Source organism: Sphingomonas sp. BRN-1R, assembly GCF_057748035.1.
This window is the reverse complement of sequence record NZ_CM173236.1, coordinates 1,447,045-1,460,536: the sequence shown is the minus strand read 5'-3', so window position 1 is coordinate 1,460,536 and position 13,492 is coordinate 1,447,045. Positions and strand designations below refer to the sequence as shown.

At 64.2% G+C, this 13,492-nt stretch carries 22 protein-coding genes; all 22 read right to left on the bottom strand.

Translation table 11 applies throughout. From position 1 onward, the window contains the following. Nucleotides 1-5: 5 nt before the first annotated feature. On the bottom strand, nt 6-746 hold the full coding sequence (rpsE, locus tag AC3ANX_RS06680; RefSeq protein WP_488336217.1) for a 30S ribosomal protein S5: 741 nt from the start codon (nt 744-746) through the stop codon (nt 6-8). Between the two features lie 2 nt (nt 747-748). After that, the gene (gene rplR / locus AC3ANX_RS06675) at nt 749-1,108 is read right to left on the bottom strand and encodes a 50S ribosomal protein L18 (protein ID WP_488336216.1); all 360 of its coding nucleotides are present in this window, start codon (nt 1,106-1,108) and stop codon (nt 749-751) included. Then, a complete protein-coding gene (gene rplF / locus AC3ANX_RS06670) occupies nt 1,108-1,641 on the bottom strand; it encodes a 50S ribosomal protein L6 (RefSeq protein WP_242150051.1) in 534 nt (177 codons plus the stop codon). The genes rplR and rplF overlap by 1 nt, the downstream gene beginning before the upstream one ends. Next, nucleotides 1,641-2,036 carry a 30S ribosomal protein S8 gene (rpsH, locus tag AC3ANX_RS06665; protein WP_488336215.1) on the bottom strand — a complete coding sequence of 132 codons (396 nt, stop codon included), beginning with the start codon at nt 2,034-2,036 and terminating at the stop codon, nt 1,641-1,643. The genes rplF and rpsH overlap by 1 nt, the downstream gene beginning before the upstream one ends. Nucleotides 2,037-2,046: 10 nt before the next feature. Further along, nucleotides 2,047-2,352 carry a 30S ribosomal protein S14 gene (gene rpsN, locus AC3ANX_RS06660; RefSeq protein WP_488336214.1) on the bottom strand — a complete coding sequence of 102 codons (306 nt, stop codon included), beginning with the start codon at nt 2,350-2,352 and terminating at the stop codon, nt 2,047-2,049. A 1-nt stretch (nt 2,353) separates the two neighbouring features. After that, nucleotides 2,354-2,935: a 50S ribosomal protein L5 gene (gene rplE, locus AC3ANX_RS06655; RefSeq protein ID WP_488336213.1), complete on the bottom strand. Its 582-nt coding sequence runs from the start codon at nt 2,933-2,935 to the stop codon at nt 2,354-2,356. Further along, nucleotides 2,928-3,245, bottom strand: a complete 318-nt coding sequence (rplX, locus tag AC3ANX_RS06650) for a 50S ribosomal protein L24 (RefSeq protein ID WP_242150041.1) — start codon at nt 3,243-3,245, stop codon at nt 2,928-2,930. The genes rplE and rplX overlap by 8 nt, the downstream gene beginning before the upstream one ends. After that, nucleotides 3,245-3,613, bottom strand: coding sequence for a 50S ribosomal protein L14 (gene rplN, locus AC3ANX_RS06645; RefSeq protein ID WP_093226344.1), 369 nt, complete (start codon nt 3,611-3,613; stop codon nt 3,245-3,247). The genes rplX and rplN overlap by 1 nt, the downstream gene beginning before the upstream one ends. 60 nt (nt 3,614-3,673) lie before the next feature. Then, nucleotides 3,674-3,946, bottom strand: coding sequence for a 30S ribosomal protein S17 (gene rpsQ / locus AC3ANX_RS06640; RefSeq protein WP_242150038.1), 273 nt, complete (start codon nt 3,944-3,946; stop codon nt 3,674-3,676). A 10-nt stretch (nt 3,947-3,956) separates the two neighbouring features. Then, entirely contained in the window at nt 3,957-4,163 is a 207-nt protein-coding gene (gene rpmC, locus AC3ANX_RS06635) for a 50S ribosomal protein L29 (RefSeq protein ID WP_488336212.1), read from the bottom strand. Between the two features lies 1 nt (nt 4,164). After that, entirely contained in the window at nt 4,165-4,599 is a 435-nt protein-coding gene (rplP, locus tag AC3ANX_RS06630; RefSeq protein WP_488336211.1) for a 50S ribosomal protein L16, read from the bottom strand. Between the two features lie 10 nt (nt 4,600-4,609). Continuing rightward, nucleotides 4,610-5,317, bottom strand: a complete 708-nt coding sequence (gene rpsC / locus AC3ANX_RS06625) for a 30S ribosomal protein S3 (protein ID WP_488336210.1) — start codon at nt 5,315-5,317, stop codon at nt 4,610-4,612. Further along, the gene (gene rplV, locus AC3ANX_RS06620) at nt 5,317-5,694 is read right to left on the bottom strand and encodes a 50S ribosomal protein L22 (protein WP_488336209.1); all 378 of its coding nucleotides are present in this window, start codon (nt 5,692-5,694) and stop codon (nt 5,317-5,319) included. The genes rpsC and rplV overlap by 1 nt, the downstream gene beginning before the upstream one ends. Continuing rightward, nucleotides 5,694-5,969, bottom strand: coding sequence for a 30S ribosomal protein S19 (gene rpsS / locus AC3ANX_RS06615; protein WP_010164582.1), 276 nt, complete (start codon nt 5,967-5,969; stop codon nt 5,694-5,696). Before rpsS ends, rplV begins: the two co-directional genes overlap by 1 nt. 3 nt (nt 5,970-5,972) lie before the next feature. Continuing rightward, a complete protein-coding gene (gene rplB, locus AC3ANX_RS06610; RefSeq protein WP_488336208.1) occupies nt 5,973-6,824 on the bottom strand; it encodes a 50S ribosomal protein L2 in 852 nt (283 codons plus the stop codon). A gap of 4 nt (nt 6,825-6,828) precedes the next feature. Next, complete coding sequence (locus tag AC3ANX_RS06605) at nt 6,829-7,143, bottom strand: 50S ribosomal protein L23 (protein ID WP_093226353.1); 315 nt, start codon at nt 7,141-7,143, stop codon at nt 6,829-6,831. Further along, a complete protein-coding gene (gene rplD, locus AC3ANX_RS06600; RefSeq protein ID WP_488336207.1) occupies nt 7,136-7,762 on the bottom strand; it encodes a 50S ribosomal protein L4 in 627 nt (208 codons plus the stop codon). The genes AC3ANX_RS06605 and rplD overlap by 8 nt, the downstream gene beginning before the upstream one ends. A gap of 2 nt (nt 7,763-7,764) precedes the next feature. Continuing rightward, entirely contained in the window at nt 7,765-8,517 is a 753-nt protein-coding gene (rplC, locus tag AC3ANX_RS06595) for a 50S ribosomal protein L3 (protein WP_488336206.1), read from the bottom strand. Nucleotides 8,518-8,744: 227 nt separating this feature from the next. Next, on the bottom strand, nt 8,745-9,053 hold the full coding sequence (rpsJ, locus tag AC3ANX_RS06590) for a 30S ribosomal protein S10 (RefSeq protein ID WP_007406109.1): 309 nt from the start codon (nt 9,051-9,053) through the stop codon (nt 8,745-8,747). A gap of 258 nt (nt 9,054-9,311) precedes the next feature. After that, a complete protein-coding gene (gene tuf / locus AC3ANX_RS06585) occupies nt 9,312-10,505 on the bottom strand; it encodes an elongation factor Tu (RefSeq protein WP_488336205.1) in 1,194 nt (397 codons plus the stop codon). Nucleotides 10,506-10,720: 215 nt separating this feature from the next. Continuing rightward, complete coding sequence (gene fusA / locus AC3ANX_RS06580) at nt 10,721-12,817, bottom strand: elongation factor G (protein ID WP_488336204.1); 2,097 nt, start codon at nt 12,815-12,817, stop codon at nt 10,721-10,723. A 188-nt stretch (nt 12,818-13,005) separates the two neighbouring features. Then, a complete protein-coding gene (gene rpsG, locus AC3ANX_RS06575; RefSeq protein ID WP_093226359.1) occupies nt 13,006-13,476 on the bottom strand; it encodes a 30S ribosomal protein S7 in 471 nt (156 codons plus the stop codon). Nucleotides 13,477-13,492: the final 16 nt, after the last annotated feature.

Genomic DNA, 13,492 nt, shown 5'->3' with positions numbered 1-13,492 from the left:
GTCTGTTACTCCGTCACGGCCGCGGCGTCAGCCTCGGCGGTCTGCGAGCCGCCACGGCCCAGCAGATCGGCGATCTTCTTGCCGCGACGCTGCGCAACCGCCTTCGGGCTGGTCTGCGACGTCAGCGCTTCGAAGGTCGCGCGGATCATGTTGTACGGGTTGGACGTGCCGACCGACTTCGTCACCACGTCGGCAACGCCGAGCGATTCGAAGACGGCGCGCATCGGGCCGCCCGCGATGATGCCGGTGCCCTGCGGCGCCGAACGCAGCGTGACGAGACCGGCACCGAAGTGGCCGTTGCCGTCGTGATGCAGCGTGCGGCCTTCCTTCAGCGGAACGCGGACCATCGCCTTCTTGGCTGCGGCCGTCGCCTTGGAGATCGCTTCCGGCACTTCGCGCGCCTTGCCATGACCGAAGCCGACCCGGCCCTTGCCGTCGCCGACGACGACCAGCGCCGCGAAGCCGAAGCGCTTGCCGCCCTTCACCGTCTTGGACACGCGGTTGATATGGACGAGCTTCTCGATCAGCTCCTCGCCGCCATCGTCCGCACCGCCGGGGCCGCCACGGCCACGGTTGTCACGGCCGCCACGGTTGTCGCGGCCACCACGGTTGTTGCCGCCGCCCGGAGGACCACCGCGACCACGGCCGCCACGCGGACCACGGTTGTTGGGGTTCGCCGGGGCCTCGGCGGTGCCGGCCTCGGCCGGAGCGCCTTCCTGCGACTGGATTTCGTTGGTGTCGGCCATTCTTAAAACTCCAATCCGGCTTCACGCGCGGCAGTCGCCAACGCCTTGACGCGACCGTGGAACAGGAAGCCGCCGCGATCGAACACGACCTGCGTCACGCCGGCGGCCTTCGCCGCTTCCGCGATGCGGGTGCCGACGGCGGTCGCCGCGTCGATGTTGGCGCCGGACGTACCACGCACGTCCTTCTCAAGCGTGGAGGCCGAGGCGACGGTGCGGCCAGCCGCATCGTCGATCACCTGCGCGTAGATGTGCTTGCCCGAACGGTGCACCGAAAGGCGCGGACGGCCCGAACCCCGCGCACGCAGCGCGGAGCGGTTGCGGCGACGCCGCTTCTCGAAGAGAGACATACCCTTGGTCGACATTACTTCTTCTTCCCTTCCTTGCGGAAGATGAACTCGCCGTCGTACTTGATGCCCTTGCCCTTGTACGGCTCGGGCTTGCGCCAGCGACGGACCTCTGCGGCGAGCTGACCGACCTTCTGCTTGTCGGCGCCCGAAATCTCGACCGTCGTGTTGTCGGGGGTCTTGACCTCAAGACCTTCCGGCACGTCGATGTTGACGTCGTGGCTGTAGCCGAGCTTCAGGTTGAGCACCTTGCCCTGTGCGGCGGCGCGGTAGCCCACGCCGTTGATCAGCAGCTTCTTGGTGAAGCCCTCGGTCACGCCGGTGACGAGATTCTGCACCATCGTGCGCTGCATGCCCCAGAACGCGCGGGCCGCCTTGCTGTCGTTGGCCGGCTGCACCGAAATGCCGCCGTCCTCGAGCGCATAGGTGATCTCTTCGCGCAGCGTCAGGCTTAGGGTGCCCTTGGGGCCCTTCACGTTCAGCTTGCCGCCGTCGATCGTCGCGGTGACACCGCTTGGGATCGCGACCGGCTTCTTACCGATGCGGCTCATCAGAATACCTCCGCCAGCACTTCGCCGCCGACGTTCTGCTCGCGCGCTTCGGCGTCCGAGAGAACGCCCTTCGGCGTCGAAACGATCGTGATGCCAAGGCCGTTCATGACGCGCGGCAGTTCGGTCGAACCCGAATAGACGCGGCGACCCGGCTTGGACACGCGGGCAACGTGCTTGATCGCAGGCTGGCCCTCGAAATACTTCAGCTCGATGCGAATGCCGGCCGCAGGGCCCATCTGCTCTTCGCTGTAGCCGCGAATATAGCCCTCGCGCTGGAGCACGTCGAGCACACGGATGCGCAGCTTCGAGCCCGGCGTCAGGACCGAGTCCTTGCGCGCGCGCTGGCCGTTGCGGATGCGGGTGAGCATATCACCCAGGGGATCGGTCAATGCCATCTCGTGATCCTTACCAGCTCGACTTCGTGACGCCCGGGATCATGCCCTTGTTGGCGAGATCGCGAAGCTGCACGCGGCAGAGGCGGAACTTGCGGTAGTAAGCGCGGGGACGACCCGTCAGCTCGCACCGGTTGCGAATGCGCGTCGGGTTGCCGTTGCGCGGAAGCTCGGCCATCTTCAGGCGCGCGATCATGCGCTCGCCATCGTCCAACGTCGTGTCGGCGGCGATCGCCTTCAGCGCGGCATATTTCGGCGCATACTTCTTGACCAGCGCTTTGCGGCGCTCGTTCTTGTTGATCGAACTCAGCTTTGCCATCTTATGCCGCCTTCTTTTCTGCGTCGGCTTCAATCGGGAACGGGAAACCGAACAGACGGAGCAGCTCGCGCGCCTCGTCGTCGGTCTTCGCGGTCGTCGCGACGATCACGTCCATGCCGCGGATCTGATCGACCTGGTCGTAGCTGATTTCCGGGAAGATCAGCTGCTCCTTGAGGCCGCAGGCGTAGTTGCCGCGCCCGTCGAAGCTCTTGTCGTTCAGGCCGCGGAAATCGCGGACGCGCGGCAGCGCGATCGTGATAAAGCGGTCGAGGAACTCGTACATGCGCTCGCGACGCAGCGTGACCTTCACACCGATCGGCATGCCTTCACGCAGCTTGAACTGCGCGATCGACTTCTTCGCCTTGGTGATGACAGGCTTCTGGCCGGCGATCAGCTCCATTTCGGTAGCTGCCTTGTCGACCTTCTTCTTGTCCTGCGTCGCTTCGCCGACGCCCATGTTGAGGACGATCTTGTCGAGACGCGGAACCTCCATCGGGTTCTTGTAACCGAACTTCTCGGTCATCGCCTTGACGATGCGATCGTCGTAAATGCCCTTCATCCGGGGCTTGTAGGCATCAGCCACTGATCTTCTCCCCGGTCTTGACCGCGACGCGGACCTTCTTGCCGTCCTGCATCTCGAAGCGGACGCGCGTCGGCTTGCCGTCGGCGGTGACGTGCGCGACGTTCGATGCGTCGAGCGGTGCTTCCGAACGCTTCAGGCCGCCCTGCGGGTCGCCCTGGGTCGGCTTGGTGTGACGGACGTGGACGTTGACGCCCGCGACGACGACCTTGCCGTCTTTCGGGAACGCCTGGGTCACTTCGCCGGTCTTGCCCTTGTCCTTGCCGGACAGGACGATGACGCGGTCACCCTTCTTGATCTTAGCGGCGGCCATTACAGCACCTCCGGCGCAAGGCTGATGATCTTCATGTGCTTCTTGCCACGCAGCTCGCGCACGACCGGGCCGAAGATACGGGTGCCGATCGGCTCCTCGTTCTTGTTGACCAGGACGGCGGCGTTGCCGTCGAAGCGGATCACCGAACCGTCGGCGCGGCGAATGTCCTTCGCGGTGCGCACGATGACGGCGCGATGCACGTCACCCTTCTTCACGCGGCCGCGCGGGGCCGCTTCCTTGACGCTGACGACGATGATGTCGCCGACGCTGGCAGTACGGCGCTTGGAACCCCCAAGCACCTTGATGCACATGACCCGCTTCGCACCGCTGTTGTCAGCGACGTCGAGATTGGACTGCATCTGGATCATAGATCCGCTTCCTTCTCATATGGGGCCGATTCCGACCGGACCCCGCCTCAGTATTGACGCTTACGCGTCGACGTCGACTCGTTCCGGCGTCGCATGGGTGTTCACCCGATCGATCACCTTCCAGGTCTTCAGCTTGGAGATCGGCGCGGTCTCTTCGATGCGCACCGTTTCACCCTGCTTGTACTCGTTGCTCTCGTCGTGAGCATGATACTTCTTCGAACGACGGATGATCTTGCCGTACAGCGCGTGCTTGACCTTGCGCTCCACGTTCACGACCACCGTCTTGTCGCCCTTGTCCGAGACGATCAGTCCCGTCAGCACGCGCTTCGGCATGTCTAAATCCTTATTTGGCAGCCGCGTCGCGCGAGCGAGCGGTCTGCAGCGTCTTGATACGGGCGATGTCGCGGCGGACTTCGCGAACCCGGCTCGGCTTCTCGAGCTGGTTGGTCGCGGCCTGGAAACGGAGGTTGAACGCCTCGCGCTTCAGGTTGCCGAGCTCTTCACCGAGCTGGTCATCCGACTTCGCCTTCAGATCGTCGATGCGTGCCATCTTACAGCACTCCCAGATGCGAGGTGTCGCCAAGACGGGCAACGACCTTGACCTTGATCGGCAGCTTCATCGCCGCGCGGCTGAACGCGACTGCGGCGATATCGCCGGGCACGCCGTCCAGTTCGAACAGGATACGGCCGGGCTTGACCCGTGCCGCCCAGAATTCCGGCGAACCCTTACCCGAGCCCATGCGGACTTCGGCAGGCTTGCCCGAGACCGGAACGTCCGGGAACACGCGGATCCACAAACGGCCCTGACGCTTGATGTGACGCGTGATCGCGCGGCGGGCCGCCTCGATCTGGCGTGCGGTCAAACGATCCGGCTCCATCGCCTTCAGCCCGTACGAGCCGAAGTTGAGCGTGGTGCCACCCTTGGCGTCGCCATGAATGCGGCCCTTGAAGGCCTTGCGAAACTTGGTCTTTTTCGGTTGCAGCATGATTCAGTCCTTAGCGACGGTCGTCGCGCGCGGGGCGCACGCCGGAGGTCTGGGCCTCCATCATGATGCGGTCCTGCGCCATCGGGTCGTGGCCGAGGATCTCACCCTTGAAGATCCAGACCTTGACGCCGCAGACGCCGTAGGCGGTGTGCGCCTGCGCTTCCGCATAGTCGACGTTCGCGCGCAGCGTGTGAAGCGGCACCCGGCCCTCGCGATACCACTCGGTCCGCGCGATTTCGGCGCCGCCGAGACGGCCACCGCAGTTGATCCGGATACCCTCCGCACCGAGCCGCATCGCCGACTGCACCGCACGCTTCATGGCGCGGCGGAACGCGATACGACGCTCGAGCTGGTCGGCGATGCCCTGCGCGACGAGCTTCGAATCGACTTCCGGCTTGCGGATCTCGACGATGTTGAGCGACACATCCGACGCGGTCATCGCGCCGAGCTTCTTGCGAAGCTTCTCGATGTCAGCGCCCTTCTTGCCGATGATGACGCCCGGACGGGCGGCATAGATCGACACGCGGCACAGCTTGGCCGGACGCTCGATCACCACCTTGGAGATCGCCGCCTGCGGCAGCGTCTTCATGATGAACTGGCGCATCTTGAGGTCTTCGAGCAGGAGACGGCCGTAATCGGCGCCTTCCGCGAACCAGCGGCTGTCCCAGGTGCGGTTGATCTGCAGACGCAGACCGATCGGGTTCGATTTCTGACCCATTATGCTTCTTCCTGCTCGCGCACGACGATGCGCAGACGGCTGAACGGCTTGAGGATGCGGGTAGACTTGCCGCGGCCGCGCGTGGCGAACCGCTTCATCGTGATCGACTTGCCGACCGAAGCCTCGGCGACGACGAGCGCGTCGACGTCGAGGTTGTGGTTGTTCTCCGCATTGGCGATCGCCGAAGCGAGCACCTTGCGCGCATCAACCGCCATGCCCTTGGTCGAGAACTGGAGGATGTTCATCGCATCGCCAGCCTTCTTGCCGCGGATCAGCGCCGCGACCAGACCCAGCTTTTGCGCCGAACCACGGATCTGCGTGCCAACCGAGAGAGCTTCCTTCTCACCGACCTTGCGGGGGGATTTCGCCTTCGACATCAGCGCTTGCCCTTCTTGTCCGCGGCATGGCCGGGGAAATAGCGCGTCGGCGCGAATTCGCCGAGCTTCATGCCCACCATGTCCTCGTTGACGGAAACCGGCACGAACTTGCGGCCGTTATAGACGCTGAACGTCAGGCCGACGAACTGCGGCAGGATCGTCGAGCGGCGCGACCAGGTCTTGATCGCACCACGCGCGTTGGTTTCCTGCGCGGTTTCTGCCTTCTTCAGCAGGTGAAGGTCCACGAACGGACCCTTCCAGACGGAACGAGCCATCGTTTAGCCCTTCTTCTTCGCGTGACGCGACCGGATGATCATCTTGTCGGTCGACTTGTTGTGACGGGTGCGCGCACCCTTCGTCGGCTTGCCCCACGGCGTGACCGGATGACGGCCGCCCGAGGTCCGGCCTTCACCACCGCCGTGCGGATGGTCGACCGGGTTCTTGGCCACGCCGCGCGTCAGCGGGCGGATGCCGAGCCAACGGTTGCGACCGGCCTTCGCCAGGTTGGTGTTGCCGTTGTCGGGGTTCGACACCGCGCCCACCGTCGCCATGCAGTTCGCATGGATGTAGCGCTGCTCGCCCGAGTTCAGGCGGATCATCACCATGCCCTTGTCACGACCGACGACCTGCACATAGGTGCCGGCAGACCGTGCGAGCTGACCGCCCTTGCCAGGCTTCATCTCGACGTTGTGGACGATCGTGCCGACCGGCATCTGGCCCAGTTCCATCGCGTTGCCCGGCTTCACGTCGGTCTTCTTGCCGGCGATCACCTTATCGCCGACGGCGAGGCGCTGCGGAGCGATGATGTACGCGACGTTCGACTTGCCCTCGGGCGTGTCGCCGTAGTTGATCAGCGCAATGAACGCCGTGCGGTTGGGATCATATTCGATCCGCTCGACCGTGCCCTCGACGTCCCACAGACGGCGCTTGAAATCGATAATACGATAGCGCTGCTTGTGACCGCCAGCGATGCCGCGCGAGGTGACATGGCCCTTGTTGTTGCGGCCGCCGGTCTTGCGCTTGCCCTCGGTCAGCGCCTTGACGGGGCCGCCCTTGTGCAGGCCGCTGCGGTCGACCAGGATGAGACCACGGCGCGCCGGGCTCGTCGGGTTATAATGCTTCAATGCCATCGGATCAGATCCCCGTCGTCACGTCGATGGACTGGCCGTCCTTCAACGTCACGATCGCTTTCTTGACGTCCGAGCGCGTGTAGTCCGCGCCCTTCCACTTCTTGGTCTTGCCCTTCTGGACGATGGTGTTCACGCCAGTGACGTTCACCCCGAACAGCGCTTCGACCGCGGCCTTGATCTCAGGCTTGGTGGCGTCGTTCGCGACCTTGAAGACAACGGCGTTGTGCTCGGAGAGCAGGGTCGCCTTTTCGGTGATGTGCGGCGCAACGATCACGTCGTAATGACGGATCGCGATATCGCCCTTCTGCTTCTTAGCCATTGAAGCGCGCCTCCAGCTTTTCAACGGCAGCGCGGGTCAGGACCAGCGTGTCGTGCTTCAGAATGTCGTACACGTTGGCACCGGCGGCCGGCAGCACGTTAATCGTCGACAGGTTGCCCGCGGCGAGCGCGAAAGTCGTCTCGACCGCATCGCCGTCGATGACCAGCGCGGTCTTGCCCGCACCGAGCTTCGCCCAGTCCGCGATCAGCGTCTTGGTCTTGCTCTCGGCGACAGCCAGGCTGTCCATCACGACCAGAGTGCCGGCCTTGGCATGGCTGCTCAGCGCCATCTTGAGACCGAGCGCGCGGATCTTCTTGTTCAGACCCGGATTGAAATCGCGGGTGCGCTGACCATGCGCCTTACCACCGCCGACGAAGATCGGGGCGCGGCGATCGCCGTGACGTGCCGTACCGCCGCCCTTCTGGCGACCGAACTTCTTGCCCGAGCGGGCGACGTCGGCGCGCTCACGCGTGCCGCTTGCGGTGGCACGGCGCTTTTCGAGCTGCCAGGTGACGACGCGGTGCAGGATGTCCGCGCGCGGATCGAGGCCGAAGACCTCGTCGTTCAGCTCGATATCGCCCGTGGCGGTATCGGCGAAGGATTGAAGCGTAACCTTCACGATCAGCCCTCCTGGCCGTCGGTGGCCGCTGCGTCCACCGTGTCGGCGGGCGTCTCAGCAGGCGCATCGTTGTTGTTCTGAGCGGCCTTGAGGCCGGCGGGGTACGGCGCGTCCTTGTGACGCTCGACCTTGACCGCGTCCTTGACGAGCAGCCAGCCGCCCTTCGATCCCGGCACCGAGCCCTTGATGAAGATCAGGCCGCGCTCGACGTCGGTCGACACGATCTCGAGGTTCTGCTGGGTACGCTGCGCGTCGCCCATGTGGCCGGCCATCTTCTTGTTCTTGAAGACCTTGCCCGGATCCTGACGCTGACCGGTCGAACCGAGCGAGCGGTGCGACACCGACACGCCGTGGGTCGCGCGCAGACCGCCGAAGCCCCAGCGCTTCATGCCGCCTTGGAAGCCCTTGCCTTGCGTATAGCCCTGCACGTCGACAATCTGGCCAGCGACATAGTGATCGGCCGAGATCTCGGCGCCGACTTCGAGGACAGCGTCCTCGGCGACACGGAATTCACGGACGATCGCCTTGGGCTCGACTTCGGACTTGCCGAAGTGGCCGCGCTGCGGCTTCGATACGTTCTTCGCCTTGGCAACGCCGGCACCCAGCTGGACGGCGACATACCCATCACGATCGGCCTCGCGAACGGCCACGACCTGGAGACTCTCGAGTTGCAGAACCGTAACCGGCACGTGCCGGCCATCGTCCTGGAACAGACGCGTCATCCCCATCTTTTTCGCGATCACGCCAGTGCGCATGATCTGATCCCTTTCATAACAGAGGCACGCCACGGGGAATTCCGTAGCGTGCGTGCTTCAGCCCAAAACATTTTATACTGCGTCGGCCCCGACCCGGGCTGGTGCTTCCTTGTGGCAGGAAGCTGTCGGGGGACGCAGACCCGGACCATGATCTCTAAATAGAGGGTCCGGCGGTATCCCGTAAACTGCCCCGGTTGCGGGGCCGAATCTCTTGCGAAGCGGCGCGTTTACGCGAGCTTGATCTCGACGTCAACACCAGCGGCGAGGTCGAGCTTCATCAGCGCATCGACCGTCTGCGGGGTCGGCTGCACGATGTCGAGCATGCGCTTGTAGGTACGGACCTCGAACTGCTCGCGCGACTTCTTGTCGATGTGCGGGCCGCGGTTGACCGTGAACTTCTCGATGCGCGTCGGCAAAGGAATCGGGCCACGGATGAGGGCGCCGGTGCGGCGGGCGGTGTCGGCGATGTCGCCGGTCGCCTGATCGAGCACGCGATGATCGAACGCCTTGAGGCGAATGCGGATGTTGCTGTCCATGTACCCTACCAATGCGAAAGAGCGGGGTAGCTTTCCCAAAATCGTCACCCCAGCGAAAGCTGGGGTCTCGCGTAGTGAAGCGCATCGCACTCCACCAGAAGATCCCAGCGTACGCTGGGATGACGCCCTTGGGGGCCACCGCTGGTTGTTCAGTTCAAAACCGGAGGCGCGCCATTACAGGCACCTCCTACAAATAGCAACCGCCCGACTCCCTTTCGGAAGCCGGGCGGCAACTTTTTTAGCGAAGGAGCGAAACGCTTACTTCGTGATACCCGAGACGATGCCCGAACCCACGGTACGGCCACCCTCGCGGATCGTGAAGCGCTGGCCCACGTCCATGGCGATCGGCGCGATCAGCTTGACGCCGAGCGCGATGTTGTCGCCGGGCATGACCATCTCGGTGCCCTCAGGCAGCTCGACGGTGCCGGTCACGTCCGTGGTGCGGAAGTAGAACTGCGGGCGATAGTTGGCGAAGAACGGCGTGTGACGGCCGCCTTCGTCCTTCGACAGCACGTACACTTCCGACGCGAAGTCGGTGTGCGGCTTGATCGAGCCGGGCTTGCAGAGCACCTGACCACGCTCGACCTCTTCACGGCCGACGCCGCGGATCAGCGCGCCGATGTTGTCGCCGGCCTGGCCCTGATCGAGCAGCTTGCGGAACATTTCGACGCCCGTAACGGTGGTCTTGCGAACCGCCGGGTGGATGCCGACGATCTCGACTTCCTCGCCGACCTTCACCACACCGGTCTCGACGCGGCCGGTGACGACCGTGCCGCGACCCGAGATCGAGAACACGTCCTCGATCGGCATCATGAACGGCTTGTCGAGCGGACGCTCGGGCTGCGGCAGATAGGTGTCGACCGCTTCCATCAGCTTCAGAACGGCTTCACGGCCGATCTTGTCGTCCGAACCGTCGAGCGCCTTGACCGCCGAGCCCGGGATGACCGGAATGTTGTCGCCGTCGAAGTCGTACGACGAGAGCAGCTCGCGGATTTCCAGCTCGACCAGCTCGAGAATCTCGGCGTCGTCGACCAGATCGACCTTGTTCATGAACACGACCATCGTCGGCACGCCGACCTGACGGGCGAGCAGGATGTGCTCGCGGGTCTGCGGCATCGGGCCGTCGGTCGCGGAGACGACGAGGATCGCGCCGTCCATCTGCGCCGCGCCGGTGATCATGTTCTTCACATAGTCGGCGTGGCCGGGGCAGTCGACGTGCGCATAGTGACGCGCCGTGGTCTCGTACTCGACGTGTGCGGTCGAGATCGTGATGCCGCGCTCGCGCTCCTCGGGAGCCTTGTCGATGTTGGCATAGTCGACGAACGTCGCGCCGCCGGTCTCGGCCAGGACCTTCGTGATCGCTGCGGTCAGCGAGGTCTTGCCATGATCGACGTGGCCGATGGTGCCGATGTTGAGATGCGGCTTAGTCCGCTCGAACTTTGCTTTAGCCATGTTTCCCTACCTTCTGGATGTCTCACTTGGTCCGCGGGCGGGACTCACCGTGAAGGCGGCCCCATAGCGGTTGATTTTGCGGAACGCTAGTCCTGTCTGCGATCGGCGGGCCGACGACGGAGTTAATCCGTCGTCGTCCGACCCCTGCCCTTCGGTCAGGGGCCGACCGGCCTTTCGCCGCGTCGGGATCAGGCTCTCGCCTGATCCCGTCCGGCTCAGGCGAGCTTCGCCTTCACTTCGTCGGCGACGTTCTGCGGCACTTCGTCATAGTGCGAGAACTGCATGCTGTACTGCGCGCGCCCTTGCGTGAACGACCGCAGCGAGTTGACGTAGCCGAACATGTTGGCCAGCGGCACCATCGCCTCGACCGACTGTGCGTTGCCGCGGCTGTCGGTGCCCTGGATCTGGCCACGACGGCTGTTCATGTCGCCGATGACGTCGCCGAGGTAATCCTCGGGGGTGACGACCTCGACCTTCATGATCGGCTCGAGCAGCTTGATGCCCGACTTCTGCGCCGCCTCGCGCATCGCTGCGCGGCCGGTGATTTCGAACGCCAGCGCCGACGAGTCGACGTCATGGTAGGCACCGTCATACAGCAGGATCTCGAAGTCGATGATCGGGAAGCCGACCAGCGAACCCGTGGCCGCCGTCTCGCGGAAGCCCTTTTCGATCGCGGGGATATATTCCTTCGGAATGTTACCGCCCTTGATCTCGTCCTTGAAAATGATGCCCGAACCGCGCTCGCCCGGCGTCAGCTTCACCTTGACGCGACCGAACTGACCGGTGCCGCCCGACTGCTTCTTGTGCGTGTAGTCGATGTCGACCGGCTTCGCGAGATACTCGCGATACGCCACCTGCGGCGCGCCGACGTTGGCCTCGACCTTGAACTCGCGCTTCATGCGATCGACGATGATCTCGAGATGGAGCTCGCCCATGCCCTTGATGATGGTCTGGCCGCTCTCGGCGTCCGACGACACGCGGAACGACGGATCCTCGCGCGCGAGTCGATTGAGCGCGACGCCCATCTTCTCCTGATCGGCCTTGGTCTTGGGCTCCACCGACAGCTCGATCACCGGCTCGGGGAATTCCATCCGCTCGAGGATGATCGGGGCCGACGGCGCGCACAACGTGTCGCCGGTGGTGGTGTCTTTGAGGCCCGCCAGAGCGACGATGTCGCCGGCATAGGCAACCTGGATGTCCTCACGCTCGTTCGCGTGCATGAGGAGCATACGGCCGACCTTCTCCTTCTTGTCCTTGACGGTGTTGGTCACCTGCGAGGAGGTTTCGAGCTTGCCCGAATAGATGCGTGCGAAGGTCAGCGTGCCGACGAACGGATCGTTCATCACCTTGAACGCCAGCGCCGCGAACGGCACGTTGTCGTCCGAAGCGCGCTCGTCCGGAGTCTCGCCGTCGAGCTTGACGCCCTTGATCGCCGGAACGTCGAGCGGGCTCGGCAGATAGTCGACCACCGCGTCGAGCAGCGGCTGAACGCCCTTGTTCTTGAACGCCGAGCCACACACGACCGGCACGAAGGCCATCGCCAGCGTGCCCTTGCGGATCAGCTTCTTGAGCGTCGCGACGTCGGGCATCTCGCCTTCGAGATATGCTTCCATCGCCGCATCGTCCTGCTCGACGACCAGCTCGATCAGCGCCTCGCGCGCAGCGGCCGCCTTGTCGGCTAGCTCCGCCGGGATATCCTGGTATTCGAACTTCGCACCCAGGCTCTCCTCGAGCCAGACGATCGCACGGTTGTGGACCAGATCGACCAGACCCTTGAAATCGCTTTCGATGCCGATCGGGAGATACAGCACCGCCGGCTTCGCGCCGAGACGCTCGACGATTGAATTCACGCAGAAGTCGAAGCTCGCGCCGGTGCGGTCGAGCTTGTTGATGAAGCACATTCGCGGCACGCCGTACTTGTCGGCCTGACGCCACACCGTCTCCGACTGCGGCTCCACGCCGGCAACGCCATCGAAGCACGCGACCGCGCCGTCGAGCACGCGCAGCGAACGCTCGACCTCGATCGTGAAATCGACGTGGCCCGGCGTGTCGATGATGTTGATGAGGTGTTCCTCACCCTTCCCGTCTTCACCGCGCCACTTGCAGGTGGTGGCGGCCGACGTGATCGTGATCCCGCGCTCCTGCTCCTGGACCATCCAGTCCATCGTCGCGGTGCCTTCGTGCACTTCGCCGATCTTGTAGGACTTGCCGGTGTAATAGAGGATACGCTCGGTCGTCGTCGTCTTGCCGGCGTCGATGTGCGCCATGATGCCGATGTTGCGATAGCGGTCGAGCGGATGGCTGCGGGCCATGATGCGTCACTCCTGGGTGCCTGGACGGCGGTAAAAACGGGTGGCGGGAGGTTTCCCGGTCACGCCATGCCGCGCGATAGCGGACGGACGCGATGGGCGAAATACAAATGTGGGGGCGAAACCTCCCGGCTTCGCCACCCATATATGTCATCGCGGCGAGTCTTACAAACCCGCCGCGACAAAGCTGCTTACCAGCGGTAGTGCGAGAAGGCGCGGTTCGCTTCCGCCATGCGGTGCGTGTCTTCGCGCTTCTTCACCGCGTTGCCGCGGTTGTTCGACGCGTCGAGCAGTTCGCCCGACAGACGCGCCGACATGGTGTTCTCGCTGCGCGAACGCGCCGCGGAGATCAGCCAGCGGATCGCGAGCGCCTGCGCACGCTCCGGACGGACTTCGACCGGAACCTGGTAGGTCGCACCGCCGACGCGGCGGCTGCGGACTTCGATGCCCGGCTTCACGTTCGCGAGCGCGTCGTGGAACACGCCGATCGGATCCTTCTTCGCACGCTGCTCGACGGTGGCGAGCGCGGTATAGACGATCCCTTCGGCGACGGACTTCTTGCCGTCCAGCATGACGCTGTTCATGAACTTCGAGAGAACCTCGTCCCCATACTGGGGATCGGGCAGGATGACCCGCTTTTCGGGACGACGACGACGTGCCATTTCAAATTCCTTATCT